General features: G+C 73.8%; 21 protein-coding genes. 12 read left to right on the top strand and 9 right to left on the bottom strand.

The window, feature by feature from the left end:
* Positions 1-30 precede the first annotated feature (30 nt).
* The gene (locus NT8_RS06740; RefSeq protein ID WP_067965394.1) at positions 31-498 is read right to left on the bottom strand and encodes a sterol carrier family protein; all 468 of its coding nucleotides are present in this window, start codon (positions 496-498) and stop codon (positions 31-33) included.
* Between the two features lie 515 nt (positions 499-1,013).
* Between NT8_RS06740 and NT8_RS06735 the strand changes: the two genes are divergently transcribed.
* The 4 genes from NT8_RS06735 (at position 1,014) to NT8_RS06720 (ending at position 3,376) form a co-directional block, all read left to right on the top strand.
* Positions 1,014-1,631, top strand: a complete 618-nt coding sequence (locus NT8_RS06735; RefSeq protein WP_067965426.1) for a DUF47 domain-containing protein — start codon at positions 1,014-1,016, stop codon at positions 1,629-1,631.
* Positions 1,632-1,669: 38 nt separating this feature from the next.
* Positions 1,670-2,671, top strand: a complete 1,002-nt coding sequence (locus NT8_RS06730; RefSeq protein ID WP_067965391.1) for an inorganic phosphate transporter — start codon at positions 1,670-1,672, stop codon at positions 2,669-2,671.
* A gap of 73 nt (positions 2,672-2,744) precedes the next feature.
* Complete coding sequence (locus NT8_RS06725) at positions 2,745-2,966, top strand: hypothetical protein (RefSeq protein ID WP_067965389.1); 222 nt, start codon at positions 2,745-2,747, stop codon at positions 2,964-2,966.
* Positions 2,963-3,376: a PIN domain nuclease gene (locus tag NT8_RS06720; protein ID WP_245646060.1), complete on the top strand. Its 414-nt coding sequence runs from the start codon at positions 2,963-2,965 to the stop codon at positions 3,374-3,376. Before NT8_RS06725 ends, NT8_RS06720 begins: the two co-directional genes overlap by 4 nt.
* Positions 3,377-3,430: 54 nt before the next feature.
* Here the strand turns inward: NT8_RS06720 and pstB are convergent, their stop codons facing one another.
* The 7 genes from pstB to NT8_RS06685 all read right to left on the bottom strand — a co-directional run bounded on the left by pstB (position 3,431) and on the right by NT8_RS06685 (position 10,889).
* Positions 3,431-4,210 carry a phosphate ABC transporter ATP-binding protein PstB gene (gene pstB, locus NT8_RS06715; protein WP_067965384.1) on the bottom strand — a complete coding sequence of 260 codons (780 nt, stop codon included), beginning with the start codon at positions 4,208-4,210 and terminating at the stop codon, positions 3,431-3,433.
* 47 nt (positions 4,211-4,257) lie between these two features.
* Entirely contained in the window at positions 4,258-5,370 is a 1,113-nt protein-coding gene (pstA, locus tag NT8_RS06710) for a phosphate ABC transporter permease PstA (protein ID WP_067965382.1), read from the bottom strand.
* Complete coding sequence (gene pstC / locus NT8_RS06705; protein ID WP_067965380.1) at positions 5,370-6,332, bottom strand: phosphate ABC transporter permease subunit PstC; 963 nt, start codon at positions 6,330-6,332, stop codon at positions 5,370-5,372. The genes pstA and pstC overlap by 1 nt, the downstream gene beginning before the upstream one ends.
* 226 nt (positions 6,333-6,558) lie before the next feature.
* Positions 6,559-7,671, bottom strand: a complete 1,113-nt coding sequence (gene pstS / locus NT8_RS06700) for a phosphate ABC transporter substrate-binding protein PstS (protein ID WP_067965377.1) — start codon at positions 7,669-7,671, stop codon at positions 6,559-6,561.
* Between the two features lie 276 nt (positions 7,672-7,947).
* Positions 7,948-8,913 carry a mycothiol synthase gene (gene mshD / locus NT8_RS06695; protein WP_067965372.1) on the bottom strand — a complete coding sequence of 322 codons (966 nt, stop codon included), beginning with the start codon at positions 8,911-8,913 and terminating at the stop codon, positions 7,948-7,950.
* 51 nt (positions 8,914-8,964) lie between these two features.
* Positions 8,965-9,936, bottom strand: coding sequence for a hypothetical protein (locus NT8_RS06690; protein WP_067965370.1), 972 nt, complete (start codon positions 9,934-9,936; stop codon positions 8,965-8,967).
* A gap of 182 nt (positions 9,937-10,118) precedes the next feature.
* On the bottom strand, positions 10,119-10,889 hold the full coding sequence (locus NT8_RS06685; protein ID WP_067965368.1) for a winged helix-turn-helix transcriptional regulator: 771 nt from the start codon (positions 10,887-10,889) through the stop codon (positions 10,119-10,121).
* A gap of 107 nt (positions 10,890-10,996) precedes the next feature.
* Between NT8_RS06685 and NT8_RS06680 the strand changes: the two genes are divergently transcribed.
* From NT8_RS06680 to NT8_RS06645, 8 genes are all read left to right on the top strand, one after another.
* Complete coding sequence (locus NT8_RS06680) at positions 10,997-11,257, top strand: MoaD/ThiS family protein (protein WP_067965364.1); 261 nt, start codon at positions 10,997-10,999, stop codon at positions 11,255-11,257.
* A gap of 37 nt (positions 11,258-11,294) precedes the next feature.
* Positions 11,295-11,558 (top strand): glutaredoxin family protein, encoded by a 264-nt coding sequence (locus tag NT8_RS06675; RefSeq protein ID WP_067965362.1) that lies wholly within the window; start codon positions 11,295-11,297, stop codon positions 11,556-11,558.
* 223 nt (positions 11,559-11,781) lie between these two features.
* The gene (locus NT8_RS06670; RefSeq protein ID WP_067965360.1) at positions 11,782-12,477 is read left to right on the top strand and encodes a redox-sensing transcriptional repressor Rex; all 696 of its coding nucleotides are present in this window, start codon (positions 11,782-11,784) and stop codon (positions 12,475-12,477) included.
* Positions 12,478-12,574: 97 nt separating this feature from the next.
* Positions 12,575-14,062, top strand: coding sequence for a glutamyl-tRNA reductase (locus tag NT8_RS06665; protein ID WP_067965358.1), 1,488 nt, complete (start codon positions 12,575-12,577; stop codon positions 14,060-14,062).
* Complete coding sequence (gene hemC, locus NT8_RS06660; RefSeq protein WP_067965356.1) at positions 14,059-15,027, top strand: hydroxymethylbilane synthase; 969 nt, start codon at positions 14,059-14,061, stop codon at positions 15,025-15,027. The genes NT8_RS06665 and hemC overlap by 4 nt, the downstream gene beginning before the upstream one ends.
* 117 nt (positions 15,028-15,144) lie before the next feature.
* The gene (locus tag NT8_RS06655; RefSeq protein WP_067965354.1) at positions 15,145-16,833 is read left to right on the top strand and encodes a bifunctional uroporphyrinogen-III C-methyltransferase/uroporphyrinogen-III synthase; all 1,689 of its coding nucleotides are present in this window, start codon (positions 15,145-15,147) and stop codon (positions 16,831-16,833) included.
* 49 nt (positions 16,834-16,882) lie between these two features.
* On the top strand, positions 16,883-17,866 hold the full coding sequence (gene hemB, locus NT8_RS06650; RefSeq protein ID WP_067965346.1) for a porphobilinogen synthase: 984 nt from the start codon (positions 16,883-16,885) through the stop codon (positions 17,864-17,866).
* 76 nt (positions 17,867-17,942) lie between these two features.
* Positions 17,943-18,599, top strand: coding sequence for a bifunctional DNA primase/polymerase (locus NT8_RS06645; RefSeq protein WP_067965345.1), 657 nt, complete (start codon positions 17,943-17,945; stop codon positions 18,597-18,599).
* Positions 18,600-18,617: 18 nt separating this feature from the next.
* Here NT8_RS06645 and rraA read toward each other — a convergent pair whose 3' ends face one another.
* The gene (rraA, locus tag NT8_RS06640) at positions 18,618-19,112 is read right to left on the bottom strand and encodes a ribonuclease E activity regulator RraA (RefSeq protein WP_067965344.1); all 495 of its coding nucleotides are present in this window, start codon (positions 19,110-19,112) and stop codon (positions 18,618-18,620) included.
* Between the last annotated feature and the right edge of the window lie 71 nt (positions 19,113-19,183).

Below are 19,183 nucleotides of genomic sequence, written 5' to 3'. Positions count from 1 at the left end.
CCAGCTTAGTGCCTGATCTCAGGGAACGGGTCACGGGGACGGCCACAGGGGCAGCAGCGGGCCCAGATCGGCGCGGACGCCGCTGGCCGTGACGGCGTGCCCGGCGACGGCCTCGGACCAGGGCGTCCGGCCCATGGCGAGGGCGAGCCAGGTTGCCGGGTCGGTCTCGACCACCCCGGGCGGGGTGCCGCGCGTGTGCCGCGGCCCTTCGACCACCTGCACGGCCCCGAACGGGGGCACGCGCACCTCCAGGCTGTGGCCCGGGGCGCGCGCGGCGAGCTCGTCCAGGGTGCCCCGGACGGCGGCGCGGACGGCGGCGCGCTCGGGCGCGTGCCCGGCGGCGCGGGCGCGCAGCACCGCGTCGGCGCAGGCGATCAGGACGGCGGAGGGGCGGTCGGGGCCCGCGTAGGGCGGCTCGCCCAGGGCGGCGAGCTGGGCGTCGAGCGCGGTGCGCAGCGCCGCGCGGCGGCGCTGGGCGGCGGTGGTCCTGGCCGGCATGCCCCGAACCCTACCGAGCGCGCCGGTCCGGGGCGGGGCGCGGCGGGGATCGGCCGGGGGTCCGGTGCGGGACCGGTGGATCGGCCTGTTCTCGGCGCGGAGCTTGCCCGCGCCGCCCCGGACGAGGACACTGGCGCTGGGAACGAACAGACGAACATGTCGGTGCGCCGAGGTGAACCTCTGGTGTCGCCGCGGGGAGAGGGGGGCCGCGTCGGTCCAGGGGACGGTTGTTCCGCTGTGATTTACGTCCCGTTCGCGAACTTCCCGCGCGGGTAGGCGTGCCGCCGGTGCCGACGGCGCCACCGGTGGACCTGGGGTGGAACGGTTAGGATGATTGCTCCGCTACGTCGGTTTTCGCTGCCGTTGGCGCAGTCCATGTGAACAAGGAGTGAAACACCCCCGGGGCACGGCGGCGGGGTACCGCCCGGGCGCGCTCGTGCCGAAGTCGTGACCTTTTTGCCCGATTAGTGCCCATAGCATCCTCACGGACGATCACCGCACTTCGGGAGATGGATGTGCGTCTGCGCCTGACTCCGCGTGATGACACCTACTACGAGATGTTCGCCGACTCGGCGAACAACCTCGTCATTGCCGCCCGACTGCTGGTGGAGCTGATCAGCGACGGCGCCGACCGCGACGCCATTTCCGAGAAGATGCGCGCCTGCGAGCACGCCGGCGACGAACGCACCCACGCCATCATGCGGCGGCTCAACGAGAGCTTCGTGACGCCCTTCGACCGCGAGGACATCTACCGGCTCGCCTCCTGCCTGGACGACGTGATGGACTCCATGGAGGCCGCCGTCGACCTCATCGGCCTGTACCGGCTCGACCGGCTGCCGAAGGGGATCATCGACCAGGTCGAGGTGCTGGAGCGTGCCGCCGAGCTGACCTCCGAGGCCATGCCCCGGCTGCGCTCGATGAAGGACCTCACCCGCTACTGGATCGAGATCAACCAGCTGGAGAACCAGGCCGACCAGATCTACCGGCGCCTCCTCGCCCACCTGTTCAGCGGCGAGTACGACGCCCTGACCGTGCTCAAACTCAAGGACGTCATCGAGGAGCTGGAGGCCGCCGCCGACGCCTTCGAGCACGTGGCCAACACCGTGGAGAGCATCGCGGTGAAGGAATCCTGACCCGCACCCCGCCCCCGATCGCGAAGCCTGGCTGACCCGTGCCCCCTGAGACCGCCGTCCTCGCCGCCGTCGTCGCGGCGGCGCTGGTGTTCGCGTTCACCAACGGCTTCCACGACGCCGCGAACTCCCTGGCGACGTCCGTCTCCACCCGCGCCCTCGGGCCGCGGGCCGCCGTGATCATGGCGGCGGTCATGAACATGATCGGGGCGTTCCTCGGCGAGGGCGTCGCCCGCACGATCGGCCGCGACATCATCGCCCCGCCCGCCGGGACGGACGGCCTGGCCGTCCTGTTCGCCGCCCTGGCCGGCGCGATCGCCTGGAACATCGCCACCTGGTACAAGGGCATGCCGTCGTCCTCGTCGCACGCCCTGGTCGGCGGCATGCTGGGCGCGGCCCTGGCCTCGTCCACCACCGTGGAGTGGGCCGGGGTGGCCACCAACGTCGCCATCCCGATGGTGGTGTCCCCGCTGATCGGCGGGGTGCTCGGCTACCTGGTGATGCTCGCCATCCTGTGGACGTTCCGCTCCACGAGCCCGCGCCGGGTCGGCCGCAAGTTCAAGATCGCGCAGAGCGTGTCGGCGGCGGCCATGGCGCTCGCCAACGGCCTCCAGGACGCGCAGAAGACCATGGGCGTCGTCGTCCTCGCGCTCATCACCACCGGCTACCAGAGCGCCTACGACGTCCCCCCGTGGGTGGTCGTGGCCGCCGCCGGGGCGATGTCCCTGGGCACGCTCAGCGGCGGCTGGCGGATCATGCGGACGCTCGGCCGCCGGGTCATCCAGCTCGACCCGCCGAAGGGGTTCGCGGCGGAGAGCACCGTGGCGGCCGTCTCGGCCGTCACGTCGTTCGTCTGGCAGGTGCCGATCTCCAGCACCCACACGGTCACCTCGGCCATCATCGGCGCCGGCGCCACCCGCCGCCTCTCGGCCGTCCGCTGGGGCGTCGCCGGCAGCATCCTCGCCGTCTGGCTCCTCACCCTCCCCGGGGCCGCCGCCGTCGCCGCCCTCGCCTACGCCCTCCTGGCCCTCACCTTCTCCTGATCCCCGAGAATTGGATATCCACTTCCGCGCGCATTGGATATACAATCCAAGGGATCCTGGATATCCTTAGTCGGTGGAGGTGGAGCTCATGGCAAAGACGACGGTCGACATCGATCAGGAGCAGCTTGAGCGCGTGCGCGAGATCCTCGGTACCGAGACTCTCAGAGACACCATTTCCACGGCCTTCGGCAAGATCATCCGGGTGGCCGCGGTGCGCGACCTGGTGAGCTCCGCCGAGGACGGGTCGTTCGCCGACCTCCTTGAGCCCGGGGCCGAGGAGCGCATGTGGGGGTGACGGCCTACCTCGCCGACAAGAGCGCTCTGGCCCGCCTGCACCTGCTGGCGGTTCAGGAGGTGCTCGTCCCTCTCATGGACCGGGGCCTCGTCTCCATGTGCGGCGTCACCCAGGCCGAGATGCTCTATTCGGCCCGGAATCCGGACGACCGCCGTCGGCTCCGAAGCCAGCTCGCCTCGGCGCTGTGCTGGGCGGAGACCCCGCACGACCTGTGGACCCGGGTCGACGAGCTCCAAGAGGCCCTCACCGAGAAGGCCCAGCACCGCTCGGCGTCGGTTCCCGACCTCATCGTCGCCGCGACTGCGGAGGCCTCAGGGCTGACGGTGCTCCACTACGACGGTGATTTCGACACCATCGCCGCGTGCACCGGTCAACCCGTCCGGTGGGTCGTGGACCCGGGGACCGTCTGATCCGGATACGCCGACGGCGGCGGAGGGGGTCCGCCGCCGTTCGTCGTGGTGGGGTCAGCCGAAGCGGCCGGTGATGTAGTTCTCGGTCTCCTTCTTCTCCGGCTTGGTGAAGATCTTGTTGGTCTCGCCCATCTCGATGAGGCGGCCGGGCTTGCCGGTGCCCGCCAGGTTGAAGAACGCCGTCTGGTCGCTCACCCGCGCCGCCTGCTGCATGTTGTGGGTGACGATGACGATCGTGTAGTTCTCCTTGAGCTTGGCGATCAGGTCCTCGATCGCCAGGGTGGAGATGGGGTCGAGCGCGGAGCACGGCTCGTCCATGAGCAGCACCGCGGGCTCGACCGCGATGGCGCGGGCGATGCACAGGCGCTGCTGCTGGCCGCCGGAGAGGCCCGCTCCCGGCTTGTTCAGCCGGTCCTTGACCTCCTCCCACAGGTTGGCGCCGCGCAGCGACCGCTCCACGACCTCGTCGGCCTGGCGCTTGGCCATGCGCTGGTTGTTCAGCTTGGCGCCGGCGATGACGTTGTCGTAGATCGACATGGTCGGGAACGGGTTCGGGCGCTGGAAGACCATGCCGATCTCGCGGCGGACCGCGACCGGGTCGACGTCGGGACCGTAGATGTCGAGGTCGTCGAGCTGCACCTTGCCCTGGACGCGGGCACCCGGGGTGACCTCGTGCATCCGGTTCAGGGTGCGCAGGAACGTCGACTTGCCGCAGCCGGAGGAGCCGATGAAGGCGGTCACCGAACGCGGCTCGATGGTCATCGAGACGTCCTCGACGGCCAGGAAGTCGCCGTAGTAGACGTGCAGTCCGGAGACGTCAATGCGTTTGGCCACTGGATGTCCTCAGGGAAGTCGGTGGTGTGCGGGGTGTCGGCGGGCGGTCATCGCCCGAGCTTGGGCGCGAAGAAGCGCGAGATCAGCCGGGCGGCCAGGAACAGCAGCATGACCAGCAGGATCAGGGTGAGTGCGGCGGCCCAGGCGCGCTCCTCGGCGTAGACGCCGGCGTCGCCCGACGAGCCCATGGCCCGCACCTGCTGGTAGATGAACACCGGGAGGCTCATCATCTGGCCCTCGAAGAGGTTGCCGTTGATCCGGGTCGAGGCGATGCCCGCGGTCAGGATCAACGGAGCGGTCTCCCCGATAACGCGCGCGAGGGCCAGCATGATTCCCGTGGTGATCCCGGCGATGGCGGTCGGCAGCACCACCTTGACGATGGTCAGCCACTTGGGCACGCCCAGCGCGTAGGCGGCCTCGCGCAGCTCGTTGGGCACCAGCCGGAGCATCTCCTCGCTGGAGCGGACCACGACCGGGATCATCAGCACCGACAGGGAGATGGCGCCCGCCGCGCCGTTGGTCTTGCCGGGGCCGAACAGCATCATCCACAGCGCGACCACGAACAGGCCGGCCACGATCGAGGGGATGCCCGTCATGACGTCCACGAAGAACGTGATGGCCTGCTTGAGCCGGCCCTTGCCGTACTCCACCAGGTAGATGGCCGTCATCAGGCCGATGGGCACCGAGATGACCGCGGCCATGCCGGTGATCGCCAGGGTGCCGACGATGGCGTGGTAGACGCCGCCGGCGTCCATGCTCGGGATGACGCCGTTCATGGAGACGGTGAGGAAGTACCCGTCGAACCGGCGCATGCCGTAGACCGCCACCGTGTACAGCAGCGACACCAGCGGCACCATGGCCACCGCGAAGCAGCAGTAGACGATGCCGGTGACGAGGCGGTCGGCGGCCTTGCGGCGGTTCTCGATCACCGCGGAGGACACGGTGATCGCCACCAGGTACAGCAGCGCGGTCAGCACCGCCAGCGAGGCCGGGTGGAAGGAGCCCAGCGCGTACAGGGCGGCGGCCACCACGGCGGCCGACACGACCAGCAGCGCCGGCGCGAAGAAGCGCGGCAGCGACCCGGTGAGCAGCGCCGCCGAGTCGAGCTTCGGGCCGTCGCCGGGGGACCCGGTCGACGTGGGGGTGGTCGTGGTGGTCATCAGGAGAACTCCTTGCGCCGCGCGACGATGAAGCGCGCACCCATGTTGACGGCCAGCGTGATCGCGAACAGCACGAGGCCGGCCGCGATGAGGGCGGACACGCCGTAGCCGGTGGCCTCCGGGTACTGCAGGGCGATGTGCGCCGCGATGGTCTGGTTGCCGCTCTGGAGCAGGAACGGGGAGATGACCAGCGCGGGGGAGAGGATCATCGCGACCGCCATGGTCTCGCCGAGGGCGCGGCCCAGGCCGAGCATGGCCCCGCCGATCACACCGGGGCGGCCGAACGGCAGCACGGCCATGCGGATCATCTCCCAGCGGGTCGCGCCCAGCGCCAGCGCCGCCTCGCGGTTGGCCTGCGGCACCTGCTGGAACACGTCGCGCGACATCGCGGTGATGATGGGCAGGATCATGACCGCCAGGACGATTCCGGCGCTCAGCATGGTGCGCCCGGTGGCCGACACCGGGCCCTCGAACAGCGGGATCCAGCCGAGGTAGGTCTCCAGCATCCCGTAGAACGGGCGCAGCTCGCCGACGAGGTAGACGACGCCCCACAGGCCGTAGACGACGCTGGGGATGGCCGCCAGCAGGTCGACGACGTAGCCGAGCAGCGCCGCCACCCGCCGGGGGGCGTAGTAGACGATGAACAGCGCGATGCCGATGGCGACCGGCGTCGCCAGGACCAGGGCGATCGCGGCGGCCAGCACGGTGCCGAACGCCAGGGCGGCGACGCCGAAGGCGGGGGCCTCCCGGGTGCTCGCGTTCCAGTCGGTGGTGGTGAAGAAGTTGACCGTGTTGGCGCCCAGCGAGTCCAGCGACTGGGCGATGAGGAACGCGGCCACGCCCGCCAGGATCAGCAGGATGACGATGCCTGCCCCGCGAGCGGTGTTGGCGAAGACGACGTCGCCCAGACGGCGCCTGCCCTTGGGTATGTGGGCCGTCGCGGACGGGTCCGTGGTGGTCATGTGCGACTCCGGTCGAGATCGGTCATGGTTCGCCCCGGGCGAAGGCGCCGGATTCCGGGCATGCCTGACATGCGGCGACGACGCCCCGTACATTGTGGAGCCTGCCCGAGGGCGGTTCGGCCGCGCCGGGCCGGGGACCGGCGGGAACGCGGCAGAACGCCGCTAAGGGCGGGGCTCGCACCTTGCGGTGTGAACCCCACCCCTGCGGAGGACGGCGGTGCGGCGATCAGGCGGCCGCCGTGATCTGGTCGATGGTGCCCTGGATGGCGTCGCGGGTCTCCTGCGACAGCGGGGCGGAGCCGGCCTCGTCGGCCGCGGCCTGCTGGCCCTCCTCGCTGTTCACGTAGGAGAGGAAGCTGCGGACGAGGTCGGCCTCGGCCTGGTCCTCGTACTCCATGCAGGCGACCTCGTAGGAGACCAGGACGATCGGGTAGACGCCGGCCTCGTCGGTGGTGTAGTCGAGCTCGATCGCGTGGTCGTTCTCGGTGTTGCCCTCACGGGCGGGGGAGGCGTCCACGATGGAGGCGGCGGCCTCGGGGCTGTACTCGACGAAGTCGTCGCCGACGCCCACGGCCGCGGTGCCCAGCTCGCCGACGTGCGAGGCGTCGACGTAGCCGATGGTGCCCTCGCCGCCCTGGAGGGCGTTGACGACGCCGGAGGAGCCCTGAGCGGCCTCGACCGGGTCGATCGGCCAGTCGCCGCTGACCTCGTGCGGCCAGTCCTCGGGGGCGGCCGCCGCCAGGTAGGCGGCGAAGTTCTCGGTGGTGCCGGACTCGTCGGAGCGGTTGACCGGGACGATGTCGGTGGAGGGCAGGTCGGCGTCCGGGTTGTCCGCGGCGATGGCCTCGTCGTCCCAGGTGGTGATCTCCTGGTTGAAGATGCCGGCGATGACCTCGGGGCGCAGGTTGAGGGTGTCGACGCCCTCCAGGTTGAACGCGACGGCGATCGGCGCGACGTACCCGGGCAGGTTCACGACCTCGGCGCCGGCGCAGCGCTCCGTGGCCTGCGCGGTCTCCTCCTCGTCCAGGGCGGCGTCGGAGCCCGCGAAGGCCACCGCGCCGTCGATGAACTGGGAGCGGCCCGAACCGGACCCGACGGAGTCGTACTCCAGCGTGGTGCCCTCGCAGGCACCCTCCCAGGCGGCCTTCCAGGCGGCCATGGCGTTCTCCTGGGAGCTGGCACCCGCGCCCGAGAGGGTCCCGCCGCCCTCGACGCACTCGGCGTCGGCCGCGACGGCGCTCTCCTCGGGGTCGACCGCCTGGTCACTGCCGCAGGCCGTGAGCGCCAGGGCGCCGACGATGGCCAGTCCCGCGAACTGGCCGTACTTGGGAAGCTTCACAGCCCCGGTGTCCTTCCTCTGGACTCTGTCACCTTTGGGCGAGCCCGTTCGATGACCTCGCCAAATGTGAAGGTAGGGAGGCGAAGTGACCAGATGTCCCAAGCAGGGTGAACGCGCGGTGAACGGGAGTGCGAGAACGGCGGAAGGGTAAAGGGCTCTTTCATGGATGTGAGGTGAACCACGGCAAAGTCACGCCGACACGCCGTACCCCACCTGGGCCCGTGACAGGCCATTCGCACCCGGTCACCCTGCGTGGGCATCGTCGCAGGTCGGAGGCTATGCGGCCGCGGCTGTCGCATACATCACGTCGGCGTCCCACAGGGTGAAGCCCAGGGACTCGTAGAGGCGGACCGCCGACCGGTTCTCCTCGTCGACGTACAGCAGCACCCACGGCAGGCCGCGGTCGCGCAGATGGCGCAGCCCGGTGAGGGTGAGCAGGCGGCCCAGGCCGGTGCCCTGCCACGCGGGGTCGACCCCGACGACGTACACCTCGCCCACCGGCTCGCCGCCGGTCAGCCCCGCCCCGTCGGCGTGCGTCTTGGTCCAGTGGAACCCGGCCAGGGCGCCGGTGCCGGCGTCCTCGGCCACGAAGAACCCGGCGGGGTCGAACCAGTCCTCCGCCATCCGCTCGCGCAGGTCGGCGGCCGTCAGCGCGCCCTGTTCGGGGTGGTCGGCGAACGCGGCGGCGTTCACCCGCAGCCACGCGGCGTCGTCGGCGCCCGGGGAGAACGTCCGAACGGTGACGCGGTCGCGCAGCTCCGGGCGCGGCGCGGGGGCGGGCAGGTCGGCGGCCGGCGCCCCGTCGGCCGCGCGCAGCCGCAGCCGCATCCGGAGCAGCCCGCGCACCTGGCGCAGCCCGGCGGCCCCGGCCAGCGCGACCGCGCCCGGCAGCCGGCCGTGCGCCCATACGCGCAGCCCGGCCGGGCCCGCGTCGCGGGTCAGGGAGTCGAGGAGGGCGGCGCCGTGGCCGCGCCGCCGCGCGGCGGGGTCGACCACGAACTCGCCCGCGTCGGGTGCGCCGGGGGACCGCTCGGCGTAGCCGAACCCGGCGAGCGCCCCGTCGGCGGCGCCGCGCACCAGGTGGAAGCGGCCGGTGCCGGCGGGCGCGCCGTGGCGCACCCGCAGCAGGGTCTGCTCCGACAGCGGGGCGACGCCGTCGTGCTCCCGCGCCCGTTCGGCCAGTGCGGCCACCGCCGCGGCCGTGTCGTCGTCCAGCCCTGCCGTGGTGCGCACGTCGCTCATGGGCCGAGCCTAGCCGCCGGGCGCCGCCGGCCCGCGGCCGCCCGGCCGGGTTCAGCGGCGGCGGCGCCGCCCGATGTAGCCGCCGCCGATGCGCACCCGGCGGGCCGGGGCGAGCGGCGCGGACAGCAGCAGGAGCAGCATCAGGAACAGCAGCAGCACGGCCGGGGTCATGCCGGTGGGCACGTCCTGCTCGGCGGAGGCGGCCGCGGTGGTGTCCTCGGGCGCGCCCTCGCCGGGCTCGACGGTGGGCAGGTCGGCCAGGCCGTCGCCGGCGGCGGGCGGGTCGAGCGGCGGCAGCACCGGCGCGTCGGTGGGCAGCGCGGGGCGGTCGGGCGCGACGGTGTCGGGGCGGGTGGTGCTGACCGGGCTGTGCGGCGGGGCGGAGCGCTCGGAGTCGGACGCCGACGACGAGGGGCGGTCGCGGTCGCCGCGGTCACCGTCGCCCGTGCCGCCCGGGGCGGAGGAGGACGGCGGGTCGCTGGGCGGCGGCGTGCTCGGGGGCGGGCTGCTCGGCGGCGGGCTGGAGGGCGGCGGGGTGCTCGGCGGCGGCGTGGTGGGCGGGGGCGTGGTGGGCGCCGGGGTGACGGTCACGGCGACGGCGGCCGAGGAGGCCGTCAGACGCTCCGAAACGTCTGCGCACTCCGTCGTCGCGTCGGCCGGGACGGCGTAGGTGACCGTTGCGGTGACCTCGACGCTCTCCTCGGGGGTGCCCGACACGGTGGCGACTGCGGGGGCCTGCCCGTTGTCGGGGGTGAACGCGCCGACGGTGAACCCGTTGTCGGCGGAGGCGCCGTACAGGCAGACGCGGGACCCGGTGGTGCCGACGCTCAGCGTGAGCGTGGCGGTGTCGCCCGCGTCGATGTCGGTGCTGTGCGGGATCAGCGTGACCGGGGGCGCGGTGTCGGCGGCGGCCGGCCCGCCGAGGCCCACGAGGGTGGAGCCGATGAACAGGGTGCCGATGGGGAGCGCGGCGAGCAGCCGCAGCGACGTGCGCGCGGACACCGCCTCCGTGCCGGAGAGCATGGGCGTGGCCTCCTCGGGGTCGCCGCCGTGGTCGTGCGCACCGGCCGGTGACCGAGAGCGGGGGCGCGGTCACGTACAGCCGACTGGTGCGCCATCCTAAACGGTTATGCCGAATATCACGAGACCTTCGGATGGCGCCCGGGGATCGGGCCGGGTCCCGGCGGGGACCCGGCCGGAATCGGTCAGCGCGCGGTGGGGGTCCGCTCCGGCCGCGCCGCGGCCCCCGGCGCGCCGCCGGGCGCGGGGTCGTCGGCCGGCCTGGTGACCGGGTCGGGCACGAACCGGTAGCCGACGTTGCGCACGGTGCCGATGAGCGACTCGTGCTCGCTGCCGAGCTTGGCGCGCAGCCGCCGCACGTGCACGTCGATGGTGCGGGTGCCGCCGAAGTAGTCGTAGCCCCAGACCTCTTGCAGCAGCTGGGCCCGGGTGAACACCCGGCCCGGGTGCTGGGCCAGGAACTTCAGCAGCTCGAACTCCTTGAAGGTGAGGTCGAGGATGCGCCCGCGCAGCCGCGCGATGTAGGTGGCCTCGTCGATGACGAGGTCGCCCCGGCGGATCTCGTCGGGGTCGTCGCCGCCGGCGTCGGCCTGCCCGATGGCCAGGCGCAGCCGCGCCTCGACCTCGGCCGGCCCGGCGGTGGTGAGCAGGAAGTCGTCGACCTGCCAGTCGGGGGTGAGCGCCGCCACCCCGCCCTCGGTGAGGACGGCCAGCATCGGGCAGTCCAGGCCGGTGGTGTCGAGCAGCCGGCAGAAGTTGCGCGCCGTCGCGAGGTCGGTGCGGGCGTCGACCAGGACGGCGTCGACGGGCATGCTGGACGCGCGGTCGGCGCCCGAGGCGAGGAGCGCCCCGGCCTCGGCCGGGGAGACCCGCACCGAGTGCAGCAGCAGGCCGAGGGCGGGCAGGATGTGATCGGACGGTTGGTTGGAGTTCGTCAGCAGCAGCAGGTGGCTCATGCGTCTCTTCCCGTCACCCCGCATGAAGCGGTCGAGCGAAGGCGCCGTTGCCCCCGGTGAGATTATTTCGAGTAGATGCCTCCGACGTGTCCAAGGATAGACAATCGATGGTGAGCGGAACCATCCGGTACTGGGCGGCGGCCAAGGACGCGGCCGGTACCGGCGAAGAGGAGTTCGAGGGCACGACCCTCGCCGACGTGCTGGAACGCCTGCGCGCCCGGCGCGGCGCCGACCACGCCCTGGTGCGCGTGCTGGAGCGCTCGTCGTTCCTCGTCGACGAGCGCCCCGTGGGCCGGCGGGCGCACGCCGACGTCCGGCTGGAGCAGGGCAGCGTCATCGAGGTGCTGCCGCCGTTCGCCGGTGGGTGAGCGCGCGGCGGCCGGAACGGGAAGGGACCACCGGACCATGAGCGGTGCGGACGCGGCCGGGGTGCCGCGCATCACCATGCTGGGCAAGGCGGGCTGCCATCTGTGCGACGACGCCCTGGCGGTGATCGCGCGGGTGGCCGCCGACACCGGGGCGGGCTACGCCGTGCGCGACCTCGCCGACGCGGCGCCGGAGGAGCGCGAGGAGTACTGGGACAAGATCCCCGTCACGTTCGTCGACGGCCGCCGCCACGACTTCTGGCGGGTGAGCGAGGACCGCCTGCGGGCGGCGCTGGCGCGGTAGCGGGGCCGCCCCGCGAGGCCGCTCCCGGCGGCCCGCGGGGCCCGCGCCCGGCGGTGCCCGCGCTTCGGCCACCCCACTTTGTGCGTGCTTTCACAAGGGCGTAATGTAAGGATCGAATTCCATTCCGGCCGGGGTCTTGACAGGTGGGAAGCGAACTCCTGGGGAGGCAGCGGACCTGCGTCGGCCCGGAACCCGCCGCCGATCCCGCCAGGAGCGCACGCCTGTGACCCCTCGTACCCCACGGCCCCGCGAACGGGGGATCCCCGAGGCGACGGTCGCCCGGCTCCCGGTCTACCTCCGCGCCCTCCAGGGCCTCAACGAGCGCGGCACCCCCACCGTGTCGTCGGAGGACCTGGCCGCCGTCGCCGGGGTCAACTCCGCGAAGCTCCGCAAGGACCTGTCGCACCTGGGGTCGTACGGCACGCGCGGGGTGGGCTACGACGTCGACTACCTGATCTACCAGATCTCCCGTGAACTTGGTCTCACCCAGGACTGGTCGGTGGCCATCGTCGGCATCGGCAACCTGGGCCGCGCCCTGGCCAACTACGGGGGTTTCGGCACCCGGGGGTTCCGGATAGCGGCCCTGCTGGACGCCGACGCGGCCGTGGTCGGCGACCGGGTCGCGGGCCTGGCGGTCCGGCATATCGACACACTGGAGGATGTTGTGCGTGGCGAGGACGTCGCGATCGGGGTCATCGCCACCCCCGCCGCGGCCGCCCAGGGCGTGTGCGACCGGTTCGTCGAGGCGGGGGTCACCAGCGTGCTGAACTTCGCGCCCGTGGTGCTCAATGTGCCACCGGGCGTGGATGTGCGTAAGGTCGATCTGTCCATCGAACTGCAGATCCTGGCCTTCCACGAGCAGCGCAAGTCCGACGGCCACGCCGCCGACCGGGCCGAGCGCACGGGGAGCCCCACGTGACCGGGGGCCGCGCCCCGGCGCGCCGGGACCGCCGCGTGCGCGCGGCGGACGCAGGAGAGGTACGGAGCATCGCGATGCCGCCCGCATTGGAGTGCAGATGAGTGTCCTCGCCGTGGGGCTGAGCCACCGCAGCTCGCCCGTGGCGCTCCTGGAGCGCGTCGCCCTGGACGGGCAGGCGCGCCTCAAGGTCATGTCGGAGATGGTGAACACCCCGGCCGTCAACGAGGTGCTGATGGTCTCCACGTGCAACCGCACGGAGGTCTACGCCGACGTCGACAAGTTCCACCCGGCCGTGTCCGCCATCACCGAGCTGCTCTCCTGGCGCACCGGCGTGCCGCTGAGCGAGCTGTCGCAGCACTGCTACGTCCACTTCGAGGACCGCGCGGTGCAGCACCTGTTCTCCGTCACCTGCGGCCTGGACTCCATGGTCGTCGGCGAGGGGCAGATCCTCGGCCAGGTCCGCAACGCCCTCAAGGACGCGCAGACCGGCGGCACCCTGGGCCGGGTCCTCAACGACCTCGGCCAGCGGGCGCTGCGCGTGGGCAAGCGCGCCCACACCGAGACCCACCTCGACCACGCGGGCGCCGACATGGTCGGCCTCGGCCTGGCCGTCGCGGGCCGCCACCTGGACACCGCCCCCGGTACCGCGGCCGCCGCCCCCGACGCCGCGGCGCGCTGCCCCGTCGCCGCCGACACCGGTCCCGCGGCCGACGTCGCCGCCGCCCTGCCGCAGCCGCAGGCGCTCACCGGCGTCCGCGTGCTGGTGCTCGGCGCCGGGTCGATGAGCGCGCTCGCCGCCAACACGGTCGCCCGCCAGGGCGCGTCCACCGTGATCGTCGCCAACCGCACCCACGAGCGCGCCGCCCGCCTCGCCGAATGCCTCACCGAGGGCTACGAGCCCATCAACGGCCGCGCCGTGCCCTTCGCCGACGCGGCCGGCGTGCTCGGCGAGGTGGACCTCGTCGTGTCCTGCACCGGCGCCCAGGGCCTGGTCCTCACCCGCGACGCCGTCGCCGCGGGCGCCGCCGGCCGCACCCGCCCCCTCGTCTTCCTCGACCTCGCGCTGCCCCGCGACATCGACCCCGAGGTGCGCGACCTGCCCGGCGTCCACCTGGTCGACATCGAGGACCTCCGCCAGGCCGCCGCCCGCGGCGCCGACGACACCACCGGGCGGGCCGGCGCCATCGCCGTCGCCCGCGGCATCGTGGAGGAGGAGGTCGACGGCTACCGCCAGGTGCGCCGCGCCGAACTCGTCGCCCCCACCGTCGTCGCTCTGCGCAGCAAGGCGCGGCTGGTGGTCGACACCGAACTCCAGCGGCTCAACGGGCGGCTGCCCGACCTCGACGACCGCACCCGCGGCGAGGTCACCCACGCCATGCGGCGCGTGGTCGACAAGCTGCTCCACCAGCCCACCGTGCGGGTGAAGGAACTCGCCGCCCGCCCCGACGGCGACGCCTACGAGGCGGCGCTGCGCGAACTCTTCGACCTCGACCCGGCCGCGCCCGAGGCCGTCGCCCGCACCCGGCCCGCCCCCGGCGGGCCCGCGGACGGCGCCGACGGCGACGCCCAGGAGACCCGACCATGACCTCCGCACCGGCCCGGCTCGGCACCCGCCGCAGCACCATGGCCACGACCCAGTCGCGCCAGGTCGGCGACCGCATCACCGCGCTCACCGGCGTCCCCGTCGAACTGGAGCTGATCACCAGCTTCGGCGACGTCACCAAGGCCCACCTGACCCAGCTCGGCGGCACCGGCGTGTTCGTCAACGCCCTGCGCGACGAGCTGCTGGCCGACACCGTCGACTTCGCGGTCCACTCGCTCAAGGACCTGCCCACCGGCCCCGCCGAAGGGCTCACCCTCGCCGCGATCACCGAACGCGACGACCCCCGCGACGCGCTCTGCGCCCGCGACGGCCTGAAGTTCGCCGACCTGCCGCCCGGCGCGGTCGTCGGCACCGGGTCGCCCCGCAGGGTCGCCCAGCTGGCCGCGCTCCGCCCCGACCTCGTGTTCGTGCCCATCCGCGGCAACGCCGAGACCCGGCTGGGCAAGGTCGCCTCCGGCGAACTCGACGCCGTGGTCCTCGCCTACGCCGGCCTGGTGCGCGTGGACCGGCTCGACGACGTCACCGACGTGTTCGAACCCGAGCAGGTGCTGCCCGCCCCCGGCCAGGGCGCGCTCGCCGTCGAGTGCCGCGCCGACCGCGCCGCCGCCGACCTCGCCTACCTGGCGGCGGTCGACCACGCGGACACGCGTGCCGCCGTCACCGCCGAGCGCACCGTCCTGGCCGAACTGGAGGCCGGGTGCGCCGCACCCGTCGGCGCCTACGCCGAGGTCCACGAGGGCCGGCTGCGGCTGCGGGCGGCCGTGGTCGCCACCGACGGCACCGAGCAGGTCCGGCGCGAACGCGTGGTGGAGTGCGGGGACGACCCCGCCGCCGCGGTCGCCGCCGCGGCGCGTCTCGGCCGCGACCTGGCACGCGAGATGATCGGGGAGGGCGCCGACCGGATCGTGGCCGGCGCCGCTTCCGGAGGCGGGACCCCGCGCCCGTGACGTGCGCCGGCCGCGCGGGCGCGGCGCGGTGGGTGCACCGGGGCAACCGGGGGGAGCGGCGTCCGACCACCGTCATCGGGGGACGCCGGAGCAGAGCGAGCAAGGAGCGAGCGCACAGTGGATACGCGGACTGACACCCAGGAGGCCGGGCCGGCGGCGCCGGACGGACCGCCGGCCGGCCACATCGCGCTGGTCGGGGCCGGGCCGGGCGCGCCCGAGCTGCTGACGCTGCGCGGCGCGGAGCTGCTGGCGCGGGCCGACGTGGTCATCACGCTCCGCGAACCCGGCCCCGAACTCGCCAAGTACCGTGCGGCGCTGCTCGCCCACTGCCGCCCCGACGTGCAGGTGGTCGAGCCGGCCGAGTGCGGCGGCGAGATCGACGGCTTCGCGCTCGCCCGCGCCGGCGAGGGCCGGCGCGTCGTCCGCCTCTACAGCGGCGACCCGCTGCTGGGCTGCCGGGGCGCCGACCTCGCGGCCGCGGCCCGCCGCGCCGGGCTGGACGTCGAGATCGTCCCCGGCCTGTCGTCGGTGTCCGCCGTGCCCGCGTTCGCCGGCATCCCGCTGATGCCCGAGGGCACCCCCGAACTCCGGGTGGTCAACGCCAAGGAGCCCGGCCTCGACTGGGAGCGGCTCGCCGAGGGCGACGCCACCCTCGTCGTGATGTTCCCCGACATCCCCGACGACGCCGAGGCCGGCCGCCGCACCGGCCCCGGGTTCGACCGGCTGTGCAAGGCGCTGGTCGCCGCCGGCCGCCCCGGCACCACCCCGGTGGCGGTCACCCGCATGGGCAGCACCACCGAGCAGAGCACCGTGGTGTCGACGCTGGCCCGGCTCACCGCCGACCTCAAGGCCGCCGACGCCAAGGGCAACAACGTCACCGCGCCCGCCATGTTCGTCATGGGCCCCGGTGTCGCCGGGCAGCGTGATCTGTCCTGGTTCGAAGGCCGCCCGCTGTTCGGGTGGCGGGTCCTCGTACCCCGCACCAAGGAGCAGGCGGCGTCGCTGTCGGACCAGCTCCGCGGCTACGGCGCGGTGCCCGAGGAGGTGCCCACCATCTCGGTCGAGCCGCCGCGCACCCCGCAGCAGATGGAGCGGGCCGTCCGCGGCCTTGTCACCGGCCGCTACCAGTGGGTGGCGTTCACCTCGGTCAACGCGGTGAAGGCCATCCGCGAGCGGTTCGAGGAGTACGGCCTGGACGCCCGCGCGTTCGCCGGGGTCAAGGTCGCCGCCGTCGGCGAGCAGACCGCCGCGTCGCTGCGCGAGTTCGGCATCCAGCCCGACCTCACCCCGCCGCCCGACCGGCAGTCGGGCGCGGGCCTGGTCGAGGTGTGGCCGCCCTACGACGCCGAACTCGACCCCATCGAGCGGGTGCTGCTGCCGCGCGCCGACATCGCCACCGAGACCCTGGCGGCCGGCCTGGCCGACCTCGGCTGGGAGGTCGACGACGTCACCGCCTACCGGACCGTGCGCGCCGCCCCGCCGCCCGCCCCGATCCGCGAGGCCATCAAGGGCGGCGGGTTCGACGCGGTGCTGTTCACGTCGTCCTCCACGGTGCGCAACCTCGTCGGCATCGCCGGCAAGCCGCACAACACCACGGTCATCGCCGTCATCGGCCCGGAGACCGCCAAGACCGCCGAGGAGTTCGGGCTGCGCGTCGACGTCGTCGCCCCCAGAACCTCCGTTTCCGCCCTCGCGGAGGCCCTTTCGCAGTACGGTGCGGCTCAGCGGGCCGAGGCCGTCGCCGCGGGCAAGCCGGCGCTCAAGCCGAGCCAGAAGCGGCGCGGCCGGCGGCGCAAGACCGTCTGACCGGCGGCGCCCCCGCACCCCCCATCCACGCCGAGACCCGAGGAGCACGATGAGCGCCCGATTCCCCGTCGCGCGGCCGCGGCGGCTCCGCCGCACCCCCGCCCTGCGCCGGCTGGTCGCCGAGACCCGGGTGCACCCCGAGGACCTGATCCTGCCGATGTTCGTCAAGGAGGGCCTCGACCGGCCCAACCCGGTCCGGTCGATGCCCGGCGTGGTGCAGCACACCCGCGACAGCCTGCGCGCGGCGGCGCAGGAGGCCGCCGAGGCCGGCGTGGGCGCGCTCATGCTGTTCGGCATCCCCGAGGTCAAGGACGAGCGGGGGTCGGCCGCCGACGACCCCGGCGGCATCGTGCAGCGGGCGCTGCGCGACCTCTCCGCCGACCTCGGCGACGACATCGTGCTGATGGCCGACCTGTGCCTGGACGAGTACACCTCGCACGGCCACTGCGGCGTCCTCACCCCCTCCGGGGAGGTCGACAACGACGCCACCCTGGAGCGCTACGCCCAGATCGCGCGGGCGCAGGCCGCCGCCGGCGTCCACGTCGTCGGCCCCAGCGGCATGATGGACGGCCAGGTGGGCGCCATCCGCGCCGCGCTGGACGAGGCCGGCTACACCGACGTCGCCGTCCTGGCCTACGCCGTGAAGTACGCGTCGGCGTTCTACGGCCCGTTCCGCGAGGCCGCCGAGGGCGCGCCGCGCTTCGGCGACCGCAGCGGCTACCAGCAGGACCCGGCGAACGTCCGCGAGTCCCTGCGCGAGGTCGCCCTCGACCTCGCCGAGGGCGCCGACATGGTCATGGTCAAACCGGGGCTCGCCTACCTCGACGTGCTCGCCCGGGTCGCGGACACCGTCGACGTGCCCGTCTCGGCCTACCAGGTCAGCGGCGAGTACGCGATGGTCGAGGCCGCCGCCGAGAAGGGCTGGATCGACCGCGAGCGCGCGATCATGGAGACCCTGCTCGCCTTCCGCCGCGCGGGGGCGGGGCAGATCCTCACCTACTGGGCCACCGAGGCCGCGCGCATGCTGCGCTGACCGGGCGCACGACCTCCCGGTCCGGCTCCCAGGCCCCCGGGAGCCGGACCACATCCGACGGGAGAACGGGGGCCCTATGGCCGAGGTGATCTACCGGCGGCGCCGCCGCCGTCCCGAGGGCGGCATGCCCGAGGCCGCGCTCGCCTACGCCGAACTCGGCTGGCCGGTGGTGCGCGGGGCGGCGCCCGCCACCGCGGGCGGCCGCGCGTGCGCCTGCGACCGCCTCGGCTGCCCCGACCCCGCGGCGCACCCGGTGTCGGCGGCGTGGGGCATGGAGGCCACGACCGACCCCGACACCATCCGCCGGTGGTGGGCGGCCACCCCCGAGGCCAACGTGGTGCTGCCCACCGGCCGGGTGTTCGACGTGTTCGACGTCCCGGCCGACGCCGGGGTCATGGCGCTGGCGCGCATGGGCCGGTCGGGCGTGCACGCCGGGCCGGTGGCGGCGGTCGACGCGCGCCGCTACCTGTTCTTCGTGGCCACCCGCTCGCCCGCCGACGAGGACGAGTGGTGGTCGTGCCACCTCGACTGCGTCCCCGAGACCATCAGCGACACCCCGGGCCTGCGCTGGCACTGCCGCGACAGCTTCGTCCTGGCGGCGCCGTCGGTGCTCCCGTCGGGCGGCGGCGTGGCCTGGATTCGCGCCCCCCGCTCCGGCGGCGCGGCCACCCCCCTGCCCGACCCCATCCCGGTCCTCGACATCCTCGCCGACGCCTGCGAGGAGTTCGCGTAGCGGCGCCGCGCGGGCGGGTCAGGCCGGCGGGTCGAGGCGCCCGTCGGCGATGACGATGCCGTCCTCGTCGCTGTACAGCCACGCCTCGGGCGTGAACACCACGTTGCCGAACGCCACCGGCGCGTCGAGGACGCCCGCGCCCGTCTTGGCCGACTTGCGCGGGTTGGTGCCCAGGGCCTTGACGCCGATGTCGATGCCGGCCAGCGCGGCGGCGTCGCGCACGGCCCCGTGGACGACCACCCCGGCCCACCCGTTCTCGGCGGCCGCGGCGGCGATCCGGTCGCCCAGCAGCGCGGTGCGCAGCGACCCGCCACCGTCGACCACCAGCACCCAGCCGTCGCCGGGCTGGCTGAGCTGCTCCTTCACCAGGGCGTTGTCCTCGTGGCACTTCACGGTGGCGATCGGCCCGTGGAACGCGGCACGCCCCCCGAACAGGCGGAACTGCGTCTCGCAGCTGGCGAGCGCGTCGCCGTGCGCGTCGATCAGGTCGGCGGTGGCGAAGACCTCGGTCATCGGCTTCCTTCGCGGTCGGCGGTCGGAGGTCCCAACCTAGGCGACCCGCTCGCGGGCGCCCGCCGCGGGGG

Origin of the sequence: Nocardiopsis trehalosi NBRC 14201, assembly GCF_001552555.1 — a bacterium.
GTDB classification, from domain to species: Bacteria; Actinomycetota; Actinomycetes; order Streptosporangiales; family Streptosporangiaceae; genus Nocardiopsis_B; species Nocardiopsis_B trehalosi.
The sequence above is the reverse complement of the archived record's forward strand: the minus strand, read 5'-3'. Positions and strand labels throughout refer to the sequence as shown.

Bases quoted from the DNA above. Each gene is read 5' to 3' on its own strand.
- NT8_RS06740 (WP_067965394.1), bottom strand. From the start codon at position 498: ATGCCGGCCAGGACCACCGCCGCCCAGCGCCGCCGCGCGGCGCTGCGC.
- pstA (WP_067965382.1), bottom strand. From the start codon at position 5,370: ATGACCACCACGACCACCCCCACGTCGACCGGGTCCCCCGGCGACGGC.
- pstC (WP_067965380.1), bottom strand. From the start codon at position 6,332: ATGACCACCACGGACCCGTCCGCGACGGCCCACATACCCAAGGGCAGG.
- mshD (WP_067965372.1), bottom strand. From the start codon at position 8,913: ATGAGCGACGTGCGCACCACGGCAGGGCTGGACGACGACACGGCCGCG.
- NT8_RS06690 (WP_067965370.1), bottom strand. From the start codon at position 9,936: ATGCTCTCCGGCACGGAGGCGGTGTCCGCGCGCACGTCGCTGCGGCTG.
- NT8_RS06685 (WP_067965368.1), bottom strand. From the start codon at position 10,889: ATGAGCCACCTGCTGCTGCTGACGAACTCCAACCAACCGTCCGATCAC.
- NT8_RS06680 (WP_067965364.1), top strand. From the start codon at position 10,997: ATGGTGAGCGGAACCATCCGGTACTGGGCGGCGGCCAAGGACGCGGCC.
- NT8_RS06675 (WP_067965362.1), top strand. From the start codon at position 11,295: ATGAGCGGTGCGGACGCGGCCGGGGTGCCGCGCATCACCATGCTGGGC.
- NT8_RS06665 (WP_067965358.1), top strand. From the start codon at position 12,575: ATGAGTGTCCTCGCCGTGGGGCTGAGCCACCGCAGCTCGCCCGTGGCG.
- hemC (WP_067965356.1), top strand. From the start codon at position 14,059: ATGACCTCCGCACCGGCCCGGCTCGGCACCCGCCGCAGCACCATGGCC.
- hemB (WP_067965346.1), top strand. From the start codon at position 16,883: ATGAGCGCCCGATTCCCCGTCGCGCGGCCGCGGCGGCTCCGCCGCACC.
- NT8_RS06645 (WP_067965345.1), top strand. From the start codon at position 17,943: ATGGCCGAGGTGATCTACCGGCGGCGCCGCCGCCGTCCCGAGGGCGGC.
- rraA (WP_067965344.1), bottom strand. From the start codon at position 19,112: ATGACCGAGGTCTTCGCCACCGCCGACCTGATCGACGCGCACGGCGAC.